Genomic DNA, 24,786 nt, shown 5'->3' with positions numbered 1-24,786 from the left:
GCCGGGTCCAACCACCCCTACCCCCTCCTTGTCCAAGGCGGGGAACACTGAAGTTGCTATAGCCAAAGTATAAGCACTGTAGTTTTTCTTAACTTATCTTCCCTCAAGATCCTATCAGGATGACAAGGTGAAGAACCAAAGCTATCATGATAAGAGTTGAGGTAGTAAGTATAATTCCCCGCCTTGGACAAGGAGGGGGTAGGGGTGGTTGGACCCGGTGCTGCATAAAAACGGAGATGGAGACTCGCCAAACCAAACGGCACCCACATCAATTATTCTGGGCAATACTATTCAAACAAAAAAGGCTGGAAACTACTCCAGCCTTTCTATCATATTACATTAAGTGCTACTTGCAATACTTCTTTAGGTAAGCATCTGCCTCTTTCAAACCCAGTGACTTTGCTTTTGTCCAGTCGGCGCAGGCGCCTGCTTTGTCGCCTAGGTTATACTTAGGGGCACCGCGGTTGTAAAAAGCCTCCTCATACTTTGGATTTAAGGAAATGGCTTTGGAGTAGTCGGTAATGGCGCCGCTGTAGTCTTTTAATCCATAGCGCACCAGGCCACGGTTGTTATGTGCCTTTGCATCTTTAGGGTCGAGCTCAATGCCTTTGTTAAAGTCCAACAGGGCGCTGCGGTAATCTTTTAGGTTATACTTTGATAGGCCACGGCTCAGGTACGCTTCAGTGTACTTTGGATCGGCGGCAATAGCCCGGGTAAAATCCTCGATGGCCTCGCGGTACTCCTGCAGCCTGTCTTTGGCGATACCACGGTTGGTGAGGGTAGGGGCGTGTTTAGGCTCCTGCTTCAGAACCTGGTCGTAATCTTTTATGGCCTCAGCATACTTGCCGGTGTTAAATTTCTCGTTTCCGCTTATAAAATATTCTTTGGCAGACTTCTGAGCCTGTACCGAAAACGAAACCAATAAGAAAAGTATAGAAAGTAAAAGTTTATTCATGCAATAGGTAAAATGTGCTACAATGTGTAAAGTACAGCACTACAGCACAATCTTAAAAGATAAATTTTCATTTTCTGAAAAAATCACCTGATCATCCAACTCACTTCCTTGCATTGTACTAATGCCAAGTATAGCTAAAGCCGTTTTGTGAAGTTGGGATTATCGCTTAATTTTGCTCATCAACTTTAACTTAGATATTATGGCATCAAAATACGATTTAGTAGTGCTGGGTAGTGGCCCGGGTGGTTATGTAGCAGCTATCCGTGCGTCGCAGCTGGGTATGAAGGTAGGTGTGATCGAGCGTGAGTCGCTGGGTGGTATCTGCTTGAACTGGGGCTGTATCCCGACAAAAGCATTGCTGAAGAGCGCAAACGTATTCGAGTACATCAATCATGCAGCTGACTACGGTATCAACATTGGAGAGGCTTCTGTAGACTTCAATGCTGTAATTAAGCGTAGCCGCGGTGTGGCAGATGGTATGAGCAAAGGTATTCAGTTCCTGTTCCGCAAAAACAAGATCGATGCGATTATGGGTACTGGCAAAGTAGTAGCCCAAGGCAAGATCGAAGTTACTGACAAGGACGGAAAGAAAGATACAGTAGAGGCTACCAACATAATTCTGGCTACAGGTGCACGCTCTCGTGAGCTTCCTAACCTGCCGATTGATGGCAAAAAGATTATCGGCTATCGCCAGGCAATGGCGCTGGATAAAATGCCGGAGAGCATGGTAGTAGTTGGTTCTGGTGCTATCGGGGTAGAGTTTGCATACTTTTACAACGCTATGGGCACGAAAGTAACGGTAGTAGAGTACATGCCAAACATCGTTCCTGTTGAGGACGAGGAAGTATCAAAGCAACTGGAGAAGTCTTTCAAGAAAGCTGGCATCAGCATCATGACAAACGCTTCTGTAGAGTCTGTTGATACGAGCGGCGATATCTGCAAAGTAAAAGTGAAAACTGCCAAAGGCGAGGAGACACTTGATGCTGAGATCGTACTTTCTGCGGTTGGTATCCAGACAAACCTGGAGAACATCGGTATCGAAGAGCTTGGTATTAAAGTAGACAAAGGCCGTGTAACTGTAGATGAGTTCTACAAGACAAACGTTGATGGCATTTACGCGATCGGTGACATTGTTCCTGGTCCGGCATTGGCGCACGTAGCTTCTGCGGAAGGTATCATCTGTGTGGAGAAAATTGCTGGCCATCACCCGGAGCCGTTAAACTACGGCAACATACCTGGCTGTACGTATTGCTCTCCTGAAATCGCTTCGGTTGGTTTAACCGAGAAAGCTGCACGTGAGCAGGGCCTGGAGATCAAAGTTGGTAAATTCCCATTCTCTGCATCTGGTAAGGCAAGCGCTGCCGGTGCAAAAGATGGCTTTATCAAAGTTATCTTCGATGCCAAGTATGGCGAGTTCCTGGGCGCGCATATGATTGGTGCCAATGTAACAGAAATGATTGCTGAAGTGGTAGTTGCCCGTAAACTGGAGACAACAGGCCATGAGATCATCAAGTCTGTTCACCCGCACCCAACCATGAGCGAGGCTATCATGGAGGCAGCAGCAGCAGCTTACGACGAGGTAATCCACCTATAATTTATCAGGCTCTCAGGAGCTTATAGCAAGTATAAAACGGGGTTAGTCGAAAATTCGGCTAACCCCGTTTGCTTTGCGATTTGTAACTCGCAGAAAGCTATTTACTTTATGTCAGATTATGCCGCAGCATAACCATGAACGAACCTGATTCTAAACTATGAAAACACTCCTGCAACTGCTGGCTGTGCTAATAAAAAGCATGTATACTGACCATACTTTATTTGACATCGTGCAACTATGGGAGAAGATTATGGGTCTGTCTCTTAGAGTTGTCTGATCAGTGATCTGATAATTTATTACTATACTTATACCTAAAAACTATGAAAAAAATGTTTACGCTTGCGCTGCTTGCGCTAGCCTTTACCTCCTGCGACAAAGAGAAGGAGAGCGAGGTAGAGCCTCTGACTATTGTCCACAAGCAAATTAACTCTTCCTTTAAGTATACTGTCCCGATTCAGGTAGACGTAAACAGCGATGGCAGAAATGACTTCACTTTTGGCAATGTGCTGGTATCAGACTCCCAGGGAAGCCATAACCTCTTTTATGTTCGTCCGCTGGAGAACAACCAGGTGCTGCTAAACCTGCAACAGGATATCTCTATTGGCAATTGGGCTGCCCCTTTACAGTTAAACGATGTAGTGCAGGAAGATCAGAACAGAAATTATCAGTTTATAAGAGCAAATGGTTATGTTCTGGATCTGCGTCAGCCTAGTGGAGCACAGACGCTGGCCGAAGGGCCATTGGGAAACAGCAGTACAGTTTATGTCGGATTCAGGTTAAAAGAGGGAGATAAGTATAAAGCAGGTTGGGTTAAACTTACCTACACAGCTGGCACTGATAAAGTAGATGTAACGGAGGCCGCGTTTCACACATCCACTAAAATAACCTTAGAAGCAGGACAGCGCTGATAGCTGAAAAGTATAATTTCTAAACAGAAAAGGCAGGTTTAATACCTGCCTTTTCTGTTTAGAAAACTAAATGTAATTAGCGTATTGATGCTGCTTTTGTCGGAACTTATACTTAAATTGTTGGCTTGTATTAGTACCTGCCCATGCTTTTTATCTGAAAATCCTAAGGTTTTTGTAAATTAGTCGAGGCCGATTCTACAGACCTTAAATAGCATCCCATATGAAGCCCAAAAGCAAAATCAAGTTTGTATCTAAAGACAGGAATCTCTTCTTTGCTACGCTCCGCAAAAGAGTAGACGCATACTTTGCTGAGAATAATATCTCCAAAAATGCAAATACCGAAATGGTGGTAAAGAGCGTGGTGCTGTTAGCTTGCTACGTACTTCCGTTTATTTACCTGCTGGCGTTTCAGCCGTCTTTCCCGCTTAGCCTTACCCTGTGGTTTATTATGGGCTTAGGTGTGGCAGGTATTGGTATGAGCGTTATGCACGACGCAAACCACGGAGCATACTCCAACAACAAGCGAGTGAATTTTCTGATGGGCCATACTTTAAACCTGGTAGGAGGCTCGGCTTTTAACTGGAAACTGCAGCACAACATTCTGCACCATACCTACACCAATGTGGTAGATATGGACGAGGATATTCAGGACAGACTGGTGCTGCGCTTTTCACCGCACACTAATGTTAAGTTCTACCATAAACTGCAGTGGCTTTACGCTTTCTTTTTCTACGGTTTACTAACGCTTTACTGGGTTATTGCCAAAGACTTTGTGCAGTACTTCCTGTTCATTAAAAACGGGGTTAACTCAAACTCTGACAAAGAGAATAAAAAGATGCTGCTCAAGATCATCGCCATGAAAGTTTTATACTTTGCTGTCATGCTGGTGCTGCCGGTAGTAGCTTTCGGCATCCCGTTTATACAGGTGCTGTTGGGCTTTTTGTTAATGCACTTTGTAGCAGGTATTGTACTTACGGTAGTGTTCCAGTTGGCACATACTGTTGAGGGCACTACCCATCCACGCCCTGACGAGAACGGTACGATCGAGAATGATTGGGCAATCCACCAGATGCATACTACCGTTAATTTTTCGCGCGATAATAAATTTATAAACTGGTATGTAGGAGGTTTGAATTACCAGATCGAGCACCACCTGTTTCCGCGCGTATGCCACGTACATTATCCTGCCATTTCTCATATCGTGAAAGAGACTGCTGAGGAGTTCGGGATTCCTTACATGGAGAATAAAACGTTCTGGCAGGCCCTGCGCTCGCACATTAACACGCTACGCCGCTTTGGAAAGCTGCCAAGTTTGAACGAAGCTATTGGCTAAGATTTAGATATCTAAAATATAAAAGTGGGTAGTGTTCTGATAAAGGATGCTACCCATTTTACTTTTGTAGGAATAGGTAATAACCTTATACAAGCAACTAAAGGCGAGACGTTCGCAGTTTGTCATCTCGAACACTGTGAGAGATCTAATTAGGATTAGCTATGAGGGAGTTCTATAGAGATCTCTCCCAAAGGTCGAGATGACAACTTAAATCTTTTATTAAGGTCTTTAGGTCGGAGTATATAAGCCTTCGCTCTGAATATCGAATACAGCTTAAACCTTAAGTATAAATTTGCTCCGTCGCGGCCCTTAAATCGTGCCCCAAAACTAAATATAGGAACTGACCATACTTACGGCTACCTTTGCACAGTTATTATCCATACTTTAATCTTTAAAAGAACCTTTGTTCTCTTTTATAAGTTAAGGGTGGAAAGGATGAGCAAGAACACGCATTGTGTTATACTTTCAGATGAAAGCGCTTGTTCATCAAAGCTTAGCTGAGCCGGCTATAAATTTACTGCACGGCCAGCCTTTCATACTGAAAAATCAATTAATGACATTCGAGAATTTAAATTTGATAGAGCCTATCCTAAACGCTCTTAAAACAGAAGGATACACTAAACCAACTCCCATCCAGGCACAAGCTATCCCTTACATACTGCAGCAGCGCGACATCTTAGGATGCGCACAGACAGGTACCGGTAAAACAGCCGCTTTCTCTATTCCAATACTTCAGTTGTTGCACGCGCAGCCTCAGAACGGACAGAAGAAGATTAAGGCACTTGTGCTTACGCCTACCCGCGAACTGGCTATCCAGATCGGGGACAGCCTGAAAGCCTATGGCAAGAACACTGGCCTGAAGCATACAGTGATATTTGGTGGTGTGCCGCAGCGTCCGCAAACCGATGCCCTTAGAGCTGGAGTAGACATACTGGTGGCGACACCTGGTCGTTTATTGGACCTGATGGCACAGAAGTATATTAACCTGAGCTACCTGCAGATGTTCGTGCTCGATGAGGCGGACCGCATGCTGGATATGGGTTTTGTGCATGATGTGAAGAAGGTGCTGAAAGTGATACCGGAGAAAAGGCAGTCATTGTTCTTCTCGGCTACCATGGCTCCGGAGATTATGAAGCTTGCCGATACTATTCTGGTAGATCCTGCCAAGGTAGAGGTAACGCCTGTATCATCTACAGCCAACACCATTCAGCAGAAAGTATACTACGTAAAGAAATCAGACAAGAAGAACCTGCTGATACACCTGCTTAAAGACGGGGAAATTGACCGCGCGCTTGTATTTACCCGCACCAAGCATGGTGCCGACAGAGTAGCTCGCGACATGACCAAAGCTGGCGTTCAGGCTGAGGCCATACATGGCAACAAGTCGCAGAATGCGAGAGTACGTGCCTTGGATAACTTCAAGAAGAGCCAGACACGTGTACTGGTAGCCACTGATATTGCCGCCCGCGGTATTGATGTGGACGACCTGAGCCATGTGATCAATTACGAGCTTCCAAACGAGCCCGAAACTTACGTGCACCGCATTGGCCGTACAGGTCGTGCCGGAGCAAGTGGTACAGCCTTATCGTTTTGCGATGCCGAGGAAACTGCATATTTAGTAGGTATTCAGAAACTGATCTCGAAAGCGGTGCCAGTAGTGGATAACCACCCATACCCAATGACGGCAAAAGACTTTGCCGAAGCGGCCAGCACTGTAAAAGAGCAGAAGAAGCGTGGCGGCGGCGGCGGTGGCAGAAGCCGCTGGGGCAACAAGCCTGCCGGGAGCAGCAACGCTTCGGGTAGTGCAAACTCTAACAGACCAGCCGGTGGGCCTCGCAACGGAGGTGGTAATAACGGCGGCAACAGAAGCCAGAATGGTGGCGGAAATCGTCGCTGGAGCAGCAATAAACCAAAAGCTAACGCATAGTTCGCTTAAAGTATAAATCTAAAGTCCTGCCGGAGATGATCTGGCAGGACTTTTTTGTTTGAATAAAGGCTTACAGGATTGATAGGGGGAACAGGAGGTGAATATCCCTTAGTGCGTGCAGCTACTGTAAGACTTGGGGAGCTACTGACACAGGTGCTCATAGATTTCTTGAACGTAGGTTAATTAAGCAACTGTCCTCAAAAGAAAAGAGACGCAAAACTTTGCGTCTCTTTTCTTTTGAGGACTAAGATTACCTGTTATCGTTCTGTTCTTTGTTTTTGTATCTGTCGTAACGTTTTTTATCTTTCTTCTTGTCTTTTTTGCGGCCAATGGCACCACCGGCTACGGTACCTGCCGCCGCACCTACCACGGCGCCTTCGGTGCCACCCACTGCACCACCAACGGCAGCGCCTGTTGCCCCGCCAATAGCAGCGCCTTTTGCTTTGCGGCTCCAGCCTTCTCCTGTGCAACTACCTAGTAGAAACACAGTCAATAACATAAATATAGATGCTCTTAAATTTCTCATAGTTGTACAGAAGTTAATATATGTAATACGATTGTAAATAACTGTAGTTTAGGTTGTTGGGGTATATATTTTGCGTAGTCATGCTGCAGTATAAGTTTGTGTTTAAGCTTAAGTGTTTGCCTCCCTAATACAATAAATATGTAGAAAAGTACTCTAAAACAGTGCAATCTTAAGCATCAGCATCAGTTAAAGTAATTGCCTAACTTGCAGTCTCAAACTTTTCCGCAAATTTTAGCTCTTTAAAGCTAATTAATGGAAAGCCTGTTCATAATTCAGAAGAATACTTACAGCACATGCCAAGCATAAAAATCACACCCTGCACTACAGCAGATATTTATACTTTACAGGATATCGCCATTAACTCCTACGGCGACCATTATTTATACTTATGGCACGACGGTGGCATGTGGTACCTGAACCGCTGCTTTAGCGAGGATGCCCTCAAAAAAGAGTTGGAAGACGCTAACGCCGCTTTTTTTCTTATTTATGCGGAGGAAGAGCTGGTTGGCTTTTTAAAGTTTAACATCAGCAAAGAAATAGAAGGCTACAGTGCGGAGGAGGCAATGGAACTGGAGCGCATTTACCTCACCAAATCAGCATCTGGTAAAGGCATTGGCAGGGCGGCAGTAAACTTTACAAAACAGGTTGCACAGGAGATGGGCAAAAAAGTTATCTGGCTAAAAGCTATGGACAGCAGCAGGTCAGTGAACTTCTATGAGCAGAATGGCTTTGAGAAATGCGGCACTTATAACCTGGATTTCGAACAAATGAAAGAAGAGTACCGCGGCATGTACGTCATGAAGCTTCCTCTATAGCCCAATTAAACTTTACCAGGTCATCCAACTATTAATAAATAGATAGTTGAACATTTAATGTACATACATTATTATCTTTGCGGTCGGAACGTAACAGTTGCAGGAGAAGTAAACGCAGGATAGATTTAGAAGTATAGTAGTGAAAAGCGCTTTACAACAAGCTATCAGATAGCGCAAAATATAGGTGGCAGGCCTGAGTCCTACTTTGGTCTGCTTTCTTTTTTATAGCCGTAATAGGGCTAAGCCATAATGGATAAAAAACAACAAAACGTAATCATACTTATACTAGGCGCACTGGCTGCCCTGGGTCCTTTTGCCATTGATATGTACCTGCCGGGCTTTCCGGCCATTGCCAAAGACCTGCGAACCGACATCTCGCACGTGGCATTGTCGCTTACGAGTTACTTTATCGGTATTTCGGTAGGGCAATTGATTTATGGGCCACTGGTAGACCGGTTTGGGCGCAAAAAGCCATTGCTGATTGGCCTGAGCCTATTTATACTTGCCGCTATTGGTTGTGCCTTTGTACCAACCGTAGAGTGGCTGATAGCATTGCGCCTGTTGCTTGCTTTAGGCGGTTGTGTAGGGATGGTGGCCAGCCGTGCCGTGGTGCGCGATGTATTCCCGGTAAAGGATATCCCAAAGGTGTTTTCAATGCTGATGCTGGTGATGGGGGTGGCCCCTATCATTGCCCCTACAGTGGGTGGTTTTGTTACGGCACACTTAGGCTGGCGGTATATCTTTGCTGTACTGTCGGCCATAGGCCTTGCGGTGATGCTCCTGATCATATTCCTGTTGCCTGAAAGCAGAGGTGCAGACCCAAGCATGTCGCTAAAACCGAAGCGTGTGCTCGGAGAGTTTTTAGGTGTGCTTAGAAGCCCTGTTTTTCTTACGTATGCTTTTGCAGCCAGCACGGCGCAGGCAGGTTTGTTTGCCTATATTACAGGGTCGCCTTTTGTGTTCATGGAGATTTTCGGACTATCCGAGACGCACTACGGCTGGGTGTTTGGTATGAATGCCTTCGGCTTTATTGCAGGTAGCCAGTTTAACAACCTGATGCTGCGTAAAAGAACCTCGGCGCAGATTACCTTAGGAGCCGGAGCAGTGCAGTTTGTGGCAGGCATGCTGTTGCTGTTCGGTAACTACGCTGGTTTTTTAAGTGCATCGGTCTCGCTCATACTTATCTTTAGCTACCTGTTCTGCCTAGGCGTGTTGTCTCCCAATGCTTCTGCGCTGGCTCTGGCGCCTTTTGCACGAAACGCAGGCAGTGCCTCTGCTTTAATGGGCAGCGCGCAAATGGCAGTAGGTGCTATTGCCTCTGCTGTAATAAGTACATTTCATAACGGAACAGCTATGCCTATGATGGGTGTAATGGCAGGAACAACAATTATCAGCTTAAGCCTGTTAGTAGGCTTTAAGAGGTACAGCGAGCGCACCCTTATGATCACTGCCCAGGACAAGGTGTAGAATCAATCTTGGGGGCAAACATTGTGCTCAGTAAAAGAACCGGCAGGAACACAAAGTATAAGATCTAAAGTAACAGGAGATTTGGAAGAGCTACTGGACGTATTGATAGTAGGAGGAGGGCCCATAGGCTTAGCCTGTGGTATTGAGGCAAAAAAAGCAAACCTGAGCTACACAATCATTGAGAAAGGGTGCCTGGTTAATTCCCTGTTCAACTATCCCCTGCACATGACCTTCTTTTCTACTGCCGACAGGCTGGAGATCGGGGGCTATCCTTTTCCCTCTATCCATCCAAAACCAAACCGCATGGAGGCGCTGGAGTATTATCGTAGAGTAGCCGACGTTAGTGATCTAAATTTACGGCTGTTTGAGGAGGTGCAAAGTATAAAGCCCGGTACAGATGAAGTATACTTGGTAAGCACCAGCAAAGGCAAGTATAAAGCAAAGCACATTATCATCGCTACCGGCTTCTACGACATCCCAAACCTGCTGAACATACCCGGCGAGGATCTGCCAAAGGTAAAACACTACTACTACGACCCGCACTTTTACTACAAGCAAAAGATAGTAGTAGTGGGAGCTAACAATTCGGCGGCCGACGTAGCCTTGGAAACATGGCGCAGAGGAGCCGAAGTAACCATGGTGGTGCGCGAACCGGAGCTGCAAAGTATAAAATACTGGGTAAAGCCCGACCTGCAGAACCGCATCGACGAAGGTTCTATTAAAGCATACTTCAGCTCTGTTTTAACAGAAGTGCGCGAATCAGAAGTGGATATCTTGACACCACAGGGCAAAGTAACGCTAGCCAACGACTATGTAATGGCCATGACGGGTTATCAGCCAAACTTCGATTTCCTGAAGAGCATAGGGATTGAGCTTTCACTCGACGAAAAGCGCCACCCAACACATAACCCCGAAACCATGGAAACCAACATGCCCAGCATGTACCTGGCAGGCGTAGTTTGTGGCGGCATGGATACACGTGTTTGGTTTATTGAGAACTCCAGAATACATGCTGTAAAAATTGTGGAGCATATTCTACAGGCAGCGGAGCAGGAAAAAGCTTTTTAGTAAAGAGGCTGCTTTGGGTATAGAGTTGTAGCAGTCCATTTTGTTGCAGATAGTTTTTGCCTCAATCCATCCTCTTTTGAGACTTACTAAGCATTTAGATTTTCGGAATTGTACGTAAATAGCCATTGATGTAAAGTGTATCTATGGTATTAACTAGCTAATTAATAGTATTTTATATAAGTAAAAGCGTATAACATAAGACACTCCATTACTGCTGGTTCAGTAGCGCTTGTTGCTAAATGGTTTTTTACTTTCCTCCTGTTATATGCTATGTTACTTTTATACTTTCAGATACCTCGTACGGTAACAGTTTTAATCATATTTTTAATAGCGTATCTGCCACTCTCCGGGCAGCAATTGCTTTCTCCGGCTGCTGTTCCCAAATTTGTTAACCCGCTCCCGCTCGTTAGGCCTGTTCCCGGTCCGGGGGTTATTGATGCACGGGCAGGTGGCAATCCCCTTGAAATTTCAATTACACAAATTGAGCAGGACCTTGGTCTTGGCTTAGGTGTAAAAACTAAAGTGTGGGGTTATAATGGCCAATATCCAGGTCCAACTATTGTTGCAAGAAAAAATGTGCCGGTGCAGGTGTATTGGCTTAACCAGCTAACAACGGGTAACAACGGTACTGGAGCCTATCTGCCTCACCTGCTGCCTGTTGATGTAAGTATACATTGGGCACTCAGAGATTACATTGACGAAGAAGATATTGACGATTGGGAAACCGAGTTAGGAGTGCCCATTGTAACCCACTTACACGGAGGGCATACTGAGTCTGCTAGTGACGGCCTGCCTGAGGCATGGTATACTCCGAACGGCGCAGTAGTGGGTCCTCATTATGTTAAAGGTTCCAACATCCCTTATCGCTATGATAATGATCAGGAAGCGGCCACGCTATGGTACCATGATCACGCCCTTGGCATAACCCGTTTAAACGTGTACGCCGGTCTGGCTGGATTTTATCTTCTGACGGATGATAATGAGCAAGACCTAAAGGCAAGAAACATACTACCTGCCGATGAATATGATATTGGCCTGGCTATTCAGGACCGCATGTTCACTACCGATGGGCAGCTGTTTTATCCGTCTGAGGCAGAAGGGGAAATGCACGGCATGGAGATGGACGATGCGCCGGAGCCAAGTATACTTCCTGAGTTTTTTGGTGATATCATACTGGTTAATGGCAAAGCCTGGCCTAAGCTTGAGGTAGAGCCAAGAGAGTACCGTTTTCGTTTACTAAATGGCTCCGACTCCAGATTCTATAACTTAAAACTAACTGAAGAAGTGAAGATATGGCAGGTAGGATCAGACAATGGCCTGCTTCAGGTACCCGTTAAGCAGACGGAGATACTGATTGCACCTGGTGAACGAAAAGACATTGTGATCGATTTCTCTGATCCTGCTTTGTGGGGAAAACAGATTATTTTCACAAACGATGCAAACATACCTTTCCCTGACGGGGATCCGGTAGGAGAAGGAGCTTCTCAGATCATGGCTTTCGAAGTAACCAAATCCCTTAACACAAATTATTCGCTTTCAAAAGTAAGAGGCCTCTTGGCTAAAGGGTTACAACCTGTGCCTACTGAAATAAACACAAAGAATCTGAAGGTACGAAAGCTTATCTTATTTGAGGGTGAGGATGAGTATGGCAGGCTTAAGCCTATGTTAGGAACCTTTGAGGAGGGTGCCCTGGACTGGCACGAACCAATCACAGAGAATCCGGCGCTAAACGCGACGGAAGTTTGGGAAATTTACAACTTGACACCAGACTCGCATCCTATTCACCTGCACCTGGTTTCGTTCAGGGCAATTAACTCCCAAAAGTTTGTGCCTGTTTATGGAAGCCCTGAAGATGAGGCAATAGGTAAGTTATCTGGGGTTAATTTTACAAGTGTACCTTTACGTCCGGAGCGCGGACAGCAGGGAAGAAAAGACACTTACCCGATAGCACCCGGTGAGGTTACCAGGCTGATCGCTACTTTTGACAGGCCAGGGCGTTATGTGTGGCACTGCCATATACTTTCGCATGAGGACCATGAAATGATGCGGCCATACTATGTAGGTGCCATGCCGGCAAATATGGTAGCCAGCCACAGCCAGCAAGTTAAGAAGGCAAGTGAAGTTGCTTTTGAAAATGGAGCTTACCAGGTTTATCCGAACCCGTTCTCTACTGCTGCCACTGTGCAGCTAGATATAAAAGAGACAGTTGCTGTAGCAGTTCGCCTGATCGACTTAAGTGGCCGTGTTGTTAGGGAGGTGCCGTCAAAACAGCTATCAGTTGGCAGTCATAAACTTGAGATATTTGCCGAAGACATGCAATCCGGTATGTATATCTGCGAAGTTGAAGTTAACAACAAATTACATCGCAGCCGGTTGGTGCTTGCCAGATAATATTTTAGGATGGAAACAGAAAGCCCTGCCTATAGCAGGGCTCTTTGTTTAAGATACCTGCTTTGCAGGCAGCCGCTGCTTGGTTCGGCTCACCAGGTATACTCCTGCAAAAATAAGTAAGGCATACAGTGCCTTCTCCAAGGTAAACACATCTTTGCCCAAGCCTACAGCAGTAAGTATAGCCATAACCGGCTGCAGGTAAATATAAGCCCCCACCAACGACGGATTGGCATAACGCAACGCCCAGGTGTTTAACAAATAGGCAATGATGGTAACGGCAAACACCATAAAAAGTATAGCCAGCCAGATTGTGGTCGGAAAACTGCTGTAATCGGGAGTTAGAAGCTGATTAAAGCCAAACGGTACTACCAGCACAGAGCCCACTGTAAAAATGCGGCTCACGATGGTAATGGCTTTATACTTCTGCATCAGTGGCTTTACCAGCACCAGGTATAAACCAAAAGAGGTAGCGTTTAAGATGATAAGCATATCGCCCCAGATGTTGCCTGTGGTAGCCTCACCGCGTGAGTTGTAGATCAGCAAAAGGGCTCCAGTGCAGGCTATCACTATACCGCTTACTTTTCGTTTGCTTACCCGCTCTCTCAGAAGTATAGCTGAAAACAAAAGCACCACCACCGGCACAATTACCATCAGCAGGGCCGCATTAATTGGTGCTGTTAAGTTGAGTCCTGCAAAAAAGCAAAGTTGATTCACGGCCACGCCTGTAACGCCACAAAGTATAACGCGCAGGTTATCTGCCTTGCCCACTATCTTCTCCTTTGTCACCATCCTCGAAAAGATCCCAAAAAACAGAGCCGCCGACACTACCCGAATCACAATCAACCCAAACGGACCAACGTAAGTGGGCATTACTTCTTTCGCGATGCTGTAGTTGCTGCCGTAGATCAATGCCACCAAAAACAGCGCCCCATGCACCTGTACTTGCTTATTCATGGTGCAAAGGTACGTGCTTATTTCCTTTGCTCCGTATAAGAGTTGAAAAACAAACAGACAATCGATATATGAATTCTTTCTACAGTTTGCCTATTACAGTGCGTCGTGCCATAGAGGTAATGGGGCTATTCTTCCTGGGATGGATAATTGTGCTGGGCAATGGTATACTGGCCCCAATATTCATGGCATTTTTCATCAGCATTATGCTGCTGCCGCTTCTCCAGTTTCTCTGCCGGCTTAAGTTTCCGGAGATGCTGGCCATTGCGGTTAGCTTGCTGGCACTAATTGTGGTATTAGGGTTAGTTGTCTGGTTCTTTTCTTCACAAATAAGCAACCTGGTGCGCGATTTCCCTACAATACAGCAAAACGTGATGGGCCATTTAAACTCGCTTAGCACCTGGGTAGAGGAGCATTCTCCATACTCTTCGGAGGAGCAAATGGAGTTTATCCGAACCCGCAGCAGTACCATATTGAACTATGCAGGTAGTTTTCTGAGTGGTGCGGCCTTGTCTGTTACATCCATCTTCGTATTTGTCGGCTTGCTGCCGATTTACATTTTCCTTATGCTTTTTTACCGTAACCTGCTGTTGCGCTTTGTGTTTCTTTGGTTCCCGGAAGAGATGCACGGTAGAGTGGGAGAGGCCCTGCACGAAATGCAGATCATTATCAAAAGCTACCTTTTCGGACTGCTTATACAGGTAAGCTACATGACAGTGCTGGTAGGAGGTACGCTGTTAATCATCGGAATTAAACATGCCCTGCTGATCGGGGTGATTTTTGCCTTCCTAAACCTGATACCTTATGTAGGAGCCTTGTTGGGTAACATCATCGGTGTGCTGTTAACGCTTGCTTCGTCGTCTGAGCTGTGGCCGATAATTACAGTTCTGGGTGTAATTGCAGGTGCGCAGTTTCTGGATAACAACATACTTATGCCGCGCATTGTGGGTTCTAAAGTAAAAATAAACGCTATGGCAACCATTGTAGGGGTGCTCGTGGCCGGAGAGATTGCGGGTATTGCAGGCATGTTTCTGTCGCTACCGATTATTGCCATACTTAAAATTGTATTTGATCGGAGCCAAAAATTCAGGCAATGGGGTGTGTTGTTTGGTGATGAAAGACCTGAAAGAAGCCCAATGAGAGTACCTGCTCTTCGCAAAAAAAGCGAGGCAGTGCATGAGCAGCTAAAAAGGCAGAACGAAATAGAACCGCCGCATGAGGATGTATAGAATGCCTTTAGATATAAAAAATCTTAACTACATTTTGAGTTCTTAGCGTTTAGTTTTAACCGCAACGTGCGCTAAGGTGCAAAGGGTGTAAGAAGAGTAGTCTTTTGTCCTCAATTTTGTAGCTTTGTTAAGTACCGAATCCGGAGAAAGTATAGAGCAGATGAATCATCCGAACATACCCTTGGCCGAACGCATGCGGCCGCACAACTTAGATCAGTATTACGGACAAAAGCACCTGGTTGGGCCAGATGGTATCCTGCGCCGCTACATTGAAGGAGGCGTAATACCAAGTATGATTTTATGGGGGCCTCCGGGGGTAGGAAAGACCACGCTGGCTAACATCATAGCCAACCAGATGAAGGTGCCTTTTGTGGCGCTGAGTGCGATCAATTCCGGTGTAAAGGATATCCGCGAAGTTATAGACCAGGCCAAAAAGCGACAGGGTACGGTGCTGTTTATCGACGAGATTCACCGCTTTAACAAGTCGCAGCAGGATGCCTTGCTGGGAGCCGTGGAGAAAGGCATTGTTACGTTGGTTGGTGCCACTACCGAGAATCCGTCTTTTGAGGTGATATCGGCTTTGCTGTCTCGCTGCCAGGTATACATCCTGAAGCACCTTACCAAAGATGAACTGATAGAACTAGTGGATAAGGCGCTGGAGCAGGATGAGTGGATGCAGCACCGCAAAGTACGCATAGAAGAATATGAAGCGCTGCTAACGATTTCGGGTGGGGATGCGCGTAAGCTCCTGAACCTGCTCGAGATTGTAGCCGAAGGAGTAAAAGCCGACGAAGTTGTAGTAACCAACGAGCTGGTAAAGCAGGTAGCGCAGCAGAACATCGTAATGTACGACAAGTCCGGTGAAATGCATTACGACCTTGTATCGGCCTACATCAAATCTATTCGTGGCTCTGATCCCAATGCGGCTGTGTATTGGTTGGCACGTATGATAGAGGGCGGCGAAGATCCCAAGTTTATTGCACGTCGCCTGCTTATTGCCGCTTCTGAAGATATCGGCCTGGCAAACTCTAACGCTTTACTTATGGCTACTTCCTGTTTTCAGGCGGTGCAAATGATTGGGTACCCGGAGGCGGAGATCATACTTTCGCAATGTACGGTATACTTGGCTACATCCCCTAAAAGCAACGCCTCCTACAAGGCAATCAAAACGGCAAGGCAGCTGGTGCAGCAAACCGGTAATTTGCCTGTGCCCTTGCACATTCGCAATGCCCCAACTAAGCTGATGAAGGAGATCGGCTACGGCAACAACTACAAATATGCCCACGACTATGAAGGCAACTTTGTGCAGCAGGAGTTTATGCCGCAGGAACTAAGCAACACGGCTCTTTACCAGCCCGGCAACAACGCCCGCGAACGCGACCTGCTAAAACAACTGCAGGCACAATGGGGGAAGAAGTATAAATATTAATTGCGAAATACGAAATACATCTCCTTAAGCAACAAAGACACCGACAAGTATAAATCCTAAGTATAAACCAAACTCAGCACTCAGAACTCATAACTCAGAACTCTTTAAATTTGGTCTATACAATAGCTGCGTTTGTCGAGAAGGCGGTATTAGCTTGAACTATATGCACTATTTTTGTTTATTGTAGAGTGGGGCTACGTATAGCATCCTTTTAATCCAAGTATAACAAACACTAAAAACCTATATGTTAAACTTCTTAAAATATGTGTTGGCTACTATTGTAGGCTTGCTCATATTTGGCTTCATCAGTATACTGATAATGGTTGGCATTATAGCCAGCGCTGCCTCCGACGATGAGGTTAAAATTACAGAAGGCTCTGTGCTGGAGTTAAAGCTGGATAAGCCAATTCTGGAACGAGATCCTAAAAACCCATTTGCTGAACTAGGCTTTTCGTTTGGCTCCCTCAGCAGCTCTGACGGCCTGGACCAAATAAAAGCGGCCATCCGTAGAGCAAAAACCGACGACAACATCGAAGGCATTTTCCTGAACATGTCTTTTGTAGATGCCGGAATGGGTAAGCTGGAAGAGATTCGCAACGAACTGATCGACTTTAAGAAGTCAGGTAAGTTTGTGGTATCTTACACCGATCTGTCGATGGAGAAAGCATACTATGTCTCGTCTGTAGCCGATAAGATTTACCTGAACCCGATGGGCACAATCGAGTTTAATGGCATGAGCTCTGAGATGTTCTTCTTTAAAAAGTTGTTGGATAAACTCAACATCGAGGCCCAGATTTTTAAAGTGGGTACCTACAAAAGCGCTGTAGAGCCTTTCTTCCTGGAGAAGGCCAGCGATGCTAACCGTGAGCAGCTAAACTCTTTCCTAAACTCTATTAACGATTACCAACTGCAGAACATTGCCAAAGCCAGAAACGTTAGCGCGTCTGAGCTTAAAAATGTGCAGGACAACCTGCTGGTACGCGACCCTAAAGATGCAAAACGTTACAAGCTGATCACTGACGTCGGTTACTACGACGAAGCCATTAGCTACATGAAGTCTAAAATAGGCAAAGAGGAAAAGGACAAGCTGGAACTGGTGCAGCTTTCGAAGTATAAGAAAGTAAAGGATAAAGACGGCAGCACTTCCAAAAACCGCATTGCTGTAATTTATGCCGAAGGTGACATTGTAGACGGTGATGGTGACGATGACAACATTGGCGGCCGCAAGTATGCTGATGCTATCCGTAAGGCCCGCATGGACGAGAACGTGAAGGCAGTAGTGCTTCGCATTAGTTCTCCGGGTGGCAGCGCACTAGCCTCTGATATTATGTGGCGCGAGATACAGCTAACCAAAAAAGTAAAGCCGGTAATAGCTTCTATGTCTGATGTGGCTGCCTCTGGCGGTTACTATATGGCCATGGGCTGCGATACCATTGTGGCGCACCCTAACACCATCACCGGAAGTATAGGCGTGTTTGGCGTAATTCCTAACATTCAGGGCTTCCTGAACGAGAAAATGGGCATCACAGTAGACCACGTAAGCACAGGCAAGTTCTCTGAGGCGCCAACCATTACCCGCCCTATGACAGCCGAGGAAAAGCAGATCGTGCAGAATCAGATAAACCAGATCTACGAAACATTTACCAGCAAAGCCGCACAAGGCCGTAACATGACACAGGACAAGCTGAAAGAATATGCATCAGGCAGAGTATGGTCAGGTGCCGAGGCAAAGCAACGTAACCTTGTAGATGTACACGGTGGCCTGGAGACAGCCATTGCCATCGCCGCTAAAAAAGCTGGTATCGAAGATGACTATCGTCTGAAAGAACTGCCGGCACGAAAGTCTTTCCTGGATGAGATGTTTGGAGACATGGGATCGCAGGTGAAAGAGCAGTCTGTAAAAGCTGAGCTGGGCGAGCTTTACCCATATTATAAGCTATACAAAAAAGTGGAGCACTTGAAGGGTGCGCAGGCGCGTATGCCATACGAACTCATCATTCAGTAATACGCTTAATGGCTAAAGTGTGTGCTATAGGAACACCGCAATAGCATTAAAACTGCCTTTGGATTATGCATCCAAAGGCAGTTTTGTTTTTAGGGCATCCTATTTTTTTGCAACTTGCCAGTCTATATGTTCGGTCTCTTACCAGAGCTGGTAAGTATAACTGCAGCACAAAGTACAAGGGATGATGAAAGTCATTTTAACTGATAAGGTAAGCTTGTTACTTCGCGCTTGCAAAACATAAAACGTTATTCACCTATTCACTCAACAACTCATTCAACATTAATAATATGATGCAACTATTACAGGAGTCTGCCAGCTATCTGCAACACCGCATTGGTGGCTTCGCTCCGGAATTCGGTATTATACTTGGCACTGGCCTTGGAGCGCTTGTAAACGATGTAGAGGTGGAGCACAGCATACCGTATTCCGAGATTCCTAACTTCCCGGTGTCTACGGTAGAGAGCCACTCAGGTAAGCTTATTTTTGGTAAACTGGCAGGCAGAGCGGTAATAGTAATGCAGGGCCGTTTCCATTATTACGAAGGCTACAGTATGGAGCAGCTGGTTTTTCCGGTGCGTGTAATGAAGCTAATGGGCATCAGGAAACTGTTCGTGTCCAATGCATCAGGTGGTTTGAACCCTGCCTTTAACACCAGCGACCTGATGGTGATCACAGACCATATTAACCTGCTGCCAGGAAACCCGCTTATCGGCAAAAACCTGGATGAGCTGGGGCCACGCTTCCCGGACATGAGTGATGCTTATGATGAGGAGATGGTGCGCCAGGCCATGGTTATAGCCGAGGATCTGGGTTTTGAACTGCGCGAGGGTGTGTATGCCAGTGTACAGGGCCCAATGTTGGAAACACCAGCAGAGTATAATTATATTCGTATTATTGGTGCCGATGCTGTGGGCATGTCTACGATACCGGAAGTAATTGCTGCGCGCCACATGGGTATGCCTGTATTTGCTATCTCTGTTATCACAGACATGGGTACGCCAGACAGAATCAAGAAAGTTGTGCTTAAGGATATATTAGAGGCGGCAGCCGTTGCCGAACCTAAAATGACAAAAATTATCAGAGAGCTGGTAAGGATACAATAATAGCTTTTGGCAGAGTATAAAATAAGGGCGGGATTAAACCTCGCCCTTATTTTTTTGCCCATAAGTTATCAGCGTAGTATGTTTAGAATTGAAAATAGTCTTTGTCAAAAATGTAAAGTTTTAAATTTGGATAACAACATGTGCCCTCCTTCTCTCAACTTATAGTCGGTTGTTATATTGTCGTCATGGCGTCAAGGAATAGAATCAATTGTCTCGCCATCGTTATAATCTGCTAATGCATGTTTTACCTTATTTACTCTGCCTTTAACACTTTTACAGGTTCAACATGCGCCGCTCGAATGGTTTGGGATAGGACAGTCAGTAACCCGACTATGGCAACCAAACCAAAGCCTACGCTTACATTTTTAAAACTTAAATCAACAAGCCTGCTGCCTAAATCTTGTCTGATTAAATCACCGCCAAACAAGCCAGCCGGAACACCAATAAGTCCGGCAAGCAGGATAAGAATGCCAAAATTTTTCGTAGCTATCCATACCAATTCTTTGTTGCTTGCTCCCAATACTTTTCTTATGCCCAATTCTTTAGTGCGTGTTTCTACGGAGTAACTAGCTATGCCTAAAATGCCCAGACCAGCTATTATCATGACGATAAGGGCTAAGCCTCCAATAGAACCTAATCTATCTCCAATTCTTAAATAACCAGCCTTTAAATTTTGAAGATTTGCTGTTTTTTCAGGAAAATGGCTTTCCCATATGGATTGAATAGCTTTGGTTGCTTCCAATTCTGTATTCGGATTTATTTTTATAGTCAAGGTGGCTATTTCATTTGGCAAATACCTATATAGTAAAGGATTTGTTTCGCCAATAATTTCATTGGGCATGATGCCAATGACTTGTACATAGGCAGAGTCCAGTAATAGCGTTTGCCCCACTAAATTTTCCGATTCAGATTCCAATAATTTTGCGGCAGCTTCATTCACCAACACATATTGCTCACTATTCTGGGACATATTTTCGGGGAAATTTTGTCCAGATTTTAAGCTGATACCTTCTGTTTCGATTGTTTTTGGGTCAATACTTACGTAATACATTTCCAAAACTTTATCATTTAATGTTACAGAAGATTTGCCCTTTTTCATCGGTTTATAGTACCAATTAGTCGCCAAAGTCGTCTCTACCTGGCTTAGCTGGCTTATTTCGTTTTGCAGGTTTTCATATTTTTCACCTCTTAAATCAAGTGTCAGCACATTAGGTGACACGGTTGAGTTAATGACTGCAAGATTTTTCATTTCATAATCGGCTACTATGACAACCACTATCATCAGCATGATGGTCACTGAAAACTGTACGACAATTAAAGCTTTGTAAATAGCAATACTCCGGAACAGCTTAATATTCTTCATTTTACGCAAAACCTGTATGGGCTGAAACGCTGACAATAGCCATGACGGAAATGCCCCAGCGACTAAGCCTGTGATAACGGCGTAGGTTAACAAGCCTAAGATTAAGGTTGGATCATAAGAAAACGCCACATCCATTTCGGGTATATAGTGGGTTAAAACTTCAACACATGGCACTGTAAACAACAAAGCAAACAGGGAAACAAGAGTCGATTCCATTAAAAACTGACCGATAATCTGCCCTCTTGTGGCGCCTAGCGTTTTGCGAATACCTACTTCTCGCGCTCGGGAGAAGGCACGCGCCAATGTCAAACTGATATAGTTGAAAGCAGATAAAAGGGTTAAGGCTAGAATTAAAAACAGCTGCGTATTTATACCCGTCCAATCTGTGCCCGCATCGTGGTCATTTTTGATGTCATTGTTTCGAGGGGTAATAGACTCTAGGGGTTGTGCCAAAAATTGAAGATTACTTTTTTCCAATTTCTGGTTATAGTTTTGGAGCGTTATATTGAGCTGCTTTAAATGATCTTCTGATTTTAGACGTGCATAAATTGCTGAACTCTTGAAGTCTCCCCAATTTTGTGAAATACTACTGATTGCTCCATTTTTTTCAAGCATTTCAGCAGCATCAATAGAAAGCATTGCCTCAATGGGTAGGTGTGTTTCTAAAGGTGGGTTCTGGATAATTCCCCCGACGGTATAAGATCCTAATTTTTCAAATCGAACCGTCATCCCTAAAGGATTGGCGTTGCCAAATATTTTTTCTGCTGTTTTTTCAGTTATAAAAAGGATGGTGGGATTAGTGCTAAGACTTTGTGCATTACCTGACAACAATTTAAAGCCAAAAACATCAAAAAAAGAAGGCTCTGAAAATTTTATGTCAATAGGCACATCACCTCCGTCGGTTTGCAAGTTATGTTTTCCTGCCAGGCGTACTTTTACCGTTTTTTCGACAGAGGAGATGCTATCTATCTGAGCAGCCAATGGCAATGGAGCTGTTGCCCATTTGGCTTGTTCCACCGCATTTGTTTCCTGCGTGAGTATCCGTACTATTTGATTTAATTTTGGATGAAAATGGTCTGTATCGTGAGTGGCTTTTATGAATGTAAAAAGAATAACACCAACCGCCATACTCAACGACAAGCTCAGTATATTGACCAATGAAAAAAGTTTGTTTTTCCAGAGTATCCGTATGGCGATTTTTAGATTATTCTTTATCATAATTTAAAGTGCTGACTATTATTGAAAAAGAAGCCAAATACTGAGGAATAATCCCCCTCTACTCTATTGGCAAAGTTTGGGTTAATTCTATAAGCTTACCTCACTAATATTATACTTTATGCCCCTTAATTCTTAAGGAAAGGGTTTATAGAAGTAAGAATATGGATGATTTAGAAAAGCAACAACTAAATGTGATTAAATGGCCTAAAGATGTGATGAAACCGATGAATGTTCAGGATCAAAGAAGCACAGATGGCAAAACAGACTAAATGTTGCATATAGCTGATAATGTGCCACTCACTTCTGTCTCAATGGGGGTTTGCCTCAAAGATTATTGGTAGGATTCTCAAACGTTTCTTTGTTGTCTGGGAGTATTTGCCGATTTATACGGAAGGACATTGTCACTAACGGTTGAGTAAATGCTGGCTAGGTTTAATAAACCGTTACCTTTGGATTAAGCTTTTCGAGTAGCGGACCTCGGAGACTGGCAAGAACCAACACATCCTCGCTTGCATTTACTTTTTTTAGCCACAGCCTTTATTTATTGAAGATATTCTTATCCCAATTACGAAATTCATAGTATTTGCTTTTTGGTTCTCCTGTCCAACCGTTTATACCTTTTTTCTTGGGCAAATAAAATGCATGAATGTAAAGCAATGGAATAATGAAAGCTGCAAGAAATATCATCGACACCTCTCTACCAATATAAATGGAGATTCCACAAACTATAAAAAGCGTCAATATATATTTGCCTACTCTTCGAATTTTTGGAGTCCTTTCCTCAAAATGTCCCATTAGTATATTGCCTACTGCATATATGATACTTACTATTGCTATTTCAAACCAAATAGATTCAGTTGTCCACATCTGGGTTAATAATTTATTTCTGTTATTAATTTAGAACTAAAGTTCTTCTCTGGCAAGAGACATGGAATTTTAGCTGATTGTAAATCACATAATAGTAAAATATTCACAATCTTATAGCAGTTACTTTGATTGAAGCATTAACTTGGTTCTTTTTATTGATATAATAAGCTTTTTCTTCGTTCTAGTTGTGGCTAACGGATTGGCTGTACCCGATGCTGCGGCAAGTAAAGGTAGTTTCCTTTCTGCCTATAGTATGCTAACGTAATGAATAGCCGTTAGAATTACAACAGAACCAGCAGTTTTGGGTACAGCATGTTAGTGGCAGGCATCATTCATTCTTCTCCAAGAGGAGATTTGGTTTCCAGGCCTAATGCTCTTTCCAGGTTTTCGTTTGTGTTTAGTTTCCTTAAAGGCAGAATCTATATTATCTCTAGCTTATCTTTCGTTGGGTTGAATGTCCTTGTTTCTGTGTAACAATGCAGAAAACCTTTCTATGTCTACAGGCTTAGAATACTTGTCTTTCATAGCAGGATACTTAAGTAACTTATCTTTAGGTCTTATAGGTCGTTTTTCGAAACCTCCGCCACAATTAGGACAGACATTATGTAAAATTTCATCAACGCAATCTTTGCAGAATGTACACTCGAAGGTACAGATCATTGCTTCTGTACTATCATTAGGTAGGGCTTTCTCACAATTTTCACAAATGGGTCTTAATTCAAGCATTTTTAGTTGATAGGAATTTGGTTTAATTTTCTTTTCAGGTATGCTGTCTGAATTGTTGGGCTTGCCACCAACGTCTTGTGCAGCAGAAGCCCGAAGCGTAGCAAGGGTTAAGGCTGAACTGGGTTACCTATTCGTTGTTCTTTTATTAGTCCACGAAGGTTTCTTTAATCACACTTTTACAGGCAGCTATTTCGGAAGGGGTTAGGTTTCCTAACACTTTGACAATACGGACTTTATCAATAGTCCGTATCTGGTCAATCACTACCCACCCAGCTTGGTTGTTGTGCTTCACTTTCACACGAGTAGGGTAGCTACGACTCTTGGTGGTCATCGGCGCGATAACTACTGTTCTTAGGTTATGATTAATTTCATCAGGGGATATCACTACACATGGTCTTGTTTTCTGTATTTCACTTCCTACAGTAGGGTCAAGATTCACCAAGACAATTTCGTACTGGCTTATTTCCATTCGTCAAAGCTTTCATCGCCAAACACATCATCCAGTAAAAGCTGGTCATCTCCGTTTTCATGCATTTTCCTGAAGGCCTTGTCCCAGCCTTTTCTTGGATGCTCAACTGGCTTTAAAATAATCTGCCCTTTTTCCAGAATAAGCTCAACTTTATCCTTGATGTTATACCTGTCCAGAATAGACTTGGTCAGCCGAAGCCCTTTTGAATTCCCTATTTGGATGATTGATACTTCCATAGTACTTCTATTTAATGTAATTACAAAGTTATTACATTAACGCTTGATTCCAAGACAAAGTTCTATAGATTACTATGATAGGTAACGTAAAAGGCCATTAGACGGTGAAGCTTGTCCGACTTAGTTCACTGTCTTATGGGTGTTGTTGGCCGGGGTTGTTTTTCCCTTTTTCTCCCGGTACTGCGAGTGTAAAAACAAGGGAAAAA

General features: G+C 44.4%; 20 protein-coding genes. 12 read left to right on the top strand and 8 right to left on the bottom strand.

Features of this window, described 5'->3' with window-relative positions; translation table 11 throughout:
• Window positions 1–346: 346 nt before the first annotated feature.
• Window positions 347–955: a tetratricopeptide repeat protein gene (locus H8S84_RS19310; protein ID WP_187069032.1), complete on the bottom strand. Its 609-nt coding sequence runs from the start codon at window positions 953–955 to the stop codon at window positions 347–349.
• A 199-nt stretch (window positions 956–1,154) separates the two neighbouring features.
• Here H8S84_RS19310 and lpdA point away from each other — a divergent pair, with 199 nt between their 5' ends.
• From lpdA to H8S84_RS19290, 4 genes are all read left to right on the top strand, one after another.
• Window positions 1,155–2,549 (top strand): dihydrolipoyl dehydrogenase, encoded by a 1,395-nt coding sequence (gene lpdA, locus H8S84_RS19305; protein ID WP_187069031.1) that lies wholly within the window; start codon window positions 1,155–1,157, stop codon window positions 2,547–2,549.
• A gap of 320 nt (window positions 2,550–2,869) precedes the next feature.
• The gene (locus H8S84_RS19300; RefSeq protein WP_187069030.1) at window positions 2,870–3,457 is read left to right on the top strand and encodes a hypothetical protein; all 588 of its coding nucleotides are present in this window, start codon (window positions 2,870–2,872) and stop codon (window positions 3,455–3,457) included.
• Window positions 3,458–3,677: 220 nt separating this feature from the next.
• On the top strand, window positions 3,678–4,790 hold the full coding sequence (locus tag H8S84_RS19295) for a fatty acid desaturase family protein (protein ID WP_187069029.1): 1,113 nt from the start codon (window positions 3,678–3,680) through the stop codon (window positions 4,788–4,790).
• 553 nt (window positions 4,791–5,343) lie between these two features.
• Window positions 5,344–6,717, top strand: coding sequence for a DEAD/DEAH box helicase (locus H8S84_RS19290; protein ID WP_187069119.1), 1,374 nt, complete (start codon window positions 5,344–5,346; stop codon window positions 6,715–6,717).
• Between the two features lie 250 nt (window positions 6,718–6,967).
• Here H8S84_RS19290 and H8S84_RS19285 read toward each other — a convergent pair whose 3' ends face one another.
• On the bottom strand, window positions 6,968–7,243 hold the full coding sequence (locus H8S84_RS19285) for a glycine zipper domain-containing protein (protein WP_187069028.1): 276 nt from the start codon (window positions 7,241–7,243) through the stop codon (window positions 6,968–6,970).
• Window positions 7,244–7,536: 293 nt separating this feature from the next.
• Here H8S84_RS19285 and H8S84_RS19280 point away from each other — a divergent pair, with 293 nt between their 5' ends.
• From H8S84_RS19280 to H8S84_RS19265, 4 genes are all read left to right on the top strand, one after another.
• Complete coding sequence (locus H8S84_RS19280) at window positions 7,537–8,058, top strand: GNAT family N-acetyltransferase (RefSeq protein WP_187069027.1); 522 nt, start codon at window positions 7,537–7,539, stop codon at window positions 8,056–8,058.
• A gap of 249 nt (window positions 8,059–8,307) precedes the next feature.
• The gene (locus H8S84_RS19275) at window positions 8,308–9,525 is read left to right on the top strand and encodes a multidrug effflux MFS transporter (protein ID WP_187069026.1); all 1,218 of its coding nucleotides are present in this window, start codon (window positions 8,308–8,310) and stop codon (window positions 9,523–9,525) included.
• An 81-nt stretch (window positions 9,526–9,606) separates the two neighbouring features.
• A complete protein-coding gene (locus H8S84_RS19270) occupies window positions 9,607–10,593 on the top strand; it encodes a YpdA family putative bacillithiol disulfide reductase (protein ID WP_187069118.1) in 987 nt (328 codons plus the stop codon).
• Window positions 10,594–10,863: 270 nt separating this feature from the next.
• Entirely contained in the window at window positions 10,864–12,984 is a 2,121-nt protein-coding gene (locus tag H8S84_RS19265; protein ID WP_187069025.1) for a multicopper oxidase domain-containing protein, read from the top strand.
• Window positions 12,985–13,032: 48 nt separating this feature from the next.
• Here H8S84_RS19265 and H8S84_RS19260 read toward each other — a convergent pair whose 3' ends face one another.
• A complete protein-coding gene (locus H8S84_RS19260) occupies window positions 13,033–13,938 on the bottom strand; it encodes a DMT family transporter (RefSeq protein ID WP_187069024.1) in 906 nt (301 codons plus the stop codon).
• Between the two features lie 68 nt (window positions 13,939–14,006).
• Here H8S84_RS19260 and H8S84_RS19255 point away from each other — a divergent pair, with 68 nt between their 5' ends.
• From H8S84_RS19255 to H8S84_RS19240, 4 genes are all read left to right on the top strand, one after another.
• Window positions 14,007–15,164, top strand: coding sequence for an AI-2E family transporter (locus tag H8S84_RS19255; RefSeq protein WP_187069023.1), 1,158 nt, complete (start codon window positions 14,007–14,009; stop codon window positions 15,162–15,164).
• Between the two features lie 160 nt (window positions 15,165–15,324).
• Window positions 15,325–16,593, top strand: coding sequence for a replication-associated recombination protein A (locus H8S84_RS19250; protein WP_187069116.1), 1,269 nt, complete (start codon window positions 15,325–15,327; stop codon window positions 16,591–16,593).
• A 244-nt stretch (window positions 16,594–16,837) separates the two neighbouring features.
• Entirely contained in the window at window positions 16,838–18,598 is a 1,761-nt protein-coding gene (sppA, locus tag H8S84_RS19245; RefSeq protein WP_187069022.1) for a signal peptide peptidase SppA, read from the top strand.
• Window positions 18,599–18,885: 287 nt separating this feature from the next.
• Window positions 18,886–19,701, top strand: coding sequence for a purine-nucleoside phosphorylase (locus tag H8S84_RS19240; protein ID WP_187069021.1), 816 nt, complete (start codon window positions 18,886–18,888; stop codon window positions 19,699–19,701).
• A gap of 253 nt (window positions 19,702–19,954) precedes the next feature.
• Here H8S84_RS19240 and H8S84_RS19235 read toward each other — a convergent pair whose 3' ends face one another.
• From H8S84_RS19235 to H8S84_RS19215, 5 genes are all read right to left on the bottom strand, one after another.
• On the bottom strand, window positions 19,955–22,282 hold the full coding sequence (locus H8S84_RS19235; protein WP_187069020.1) for an ABC transporter permease: 2,328 nt from the start codon (window positions 22,280–22,282) through the stop codon (window positions 19,955–19,957).
• A gap of 537 nt (window positions 22,283–22,819) precedes the next feature.
• On the bottom strand, window positions 22,820–23,149 hold the full coding sequence (locus H8S84_RS19230) for a hypothetical protein (protein WP_187069019.1): 330 nt from the start codon (window positions 23,147–23,149) through the stop codon (window positions 22,820–22,822).
• 435 nt (window positions 23,150–23,584) lie between these two features.
• Window positions 23,585–23,875 (bottom strand): DUF1272 domain-containing protein, encoded by a 291-nt coding sequence (locus H8S84_RS20385; RefSeq protein ID WP_187069018.1) that lies wholly within the window; start codon window positions 23,873–23,875, stop codon window positions 23,585–23,587.
• Window positions 23,876–24,020: 145 nt separating this feature from the next.
• Window positions 24,021–24,344 (bottom strand): type II toxin-antitoxin system PemK/MazF family toxin, encoded by a 324-nt coding sequence (locus tag H8S84_RS19220; protein ID WP_187069017.1) that lies wholly within the window; start codon window positions 24,342–24,344, stop codon window positions 24,021–24,023.
• A complete protein-coding gene (locus H8S84_RS19215; RefSeq protein ID WP_089320658.1) occupies window positions 24,335–24,580 on the bottom strand; it encodes an AbrB/MazE/SpoVT family DNA-binding domain-containing protein in 246 nt (81 codons plus the stop codon). The genes H8S84_RS19220 and H8S84_RS19215 overlap by 10 nt, the downstream gene beginning before the upstream one ends.
• Window positions 24,581–24,786: the final 206 nt, after the last annotated feature.

It is taken from the genome of Pontibacter cellulosilyticus (assembly GCF_014306105.1).
In the GTDB taxonomy this organism is placed as follows: Bacteria; Bacteroidota; Bacteroidia; order Cytophagales; family Hymenobacteraceae; genus Pontibacter; species Pontibacter cellulosilyticus.
Note: the sequence above shows the minus strand (reverse complement) of the source record. Positions and strands in the feature narration are given on the sequence as shown.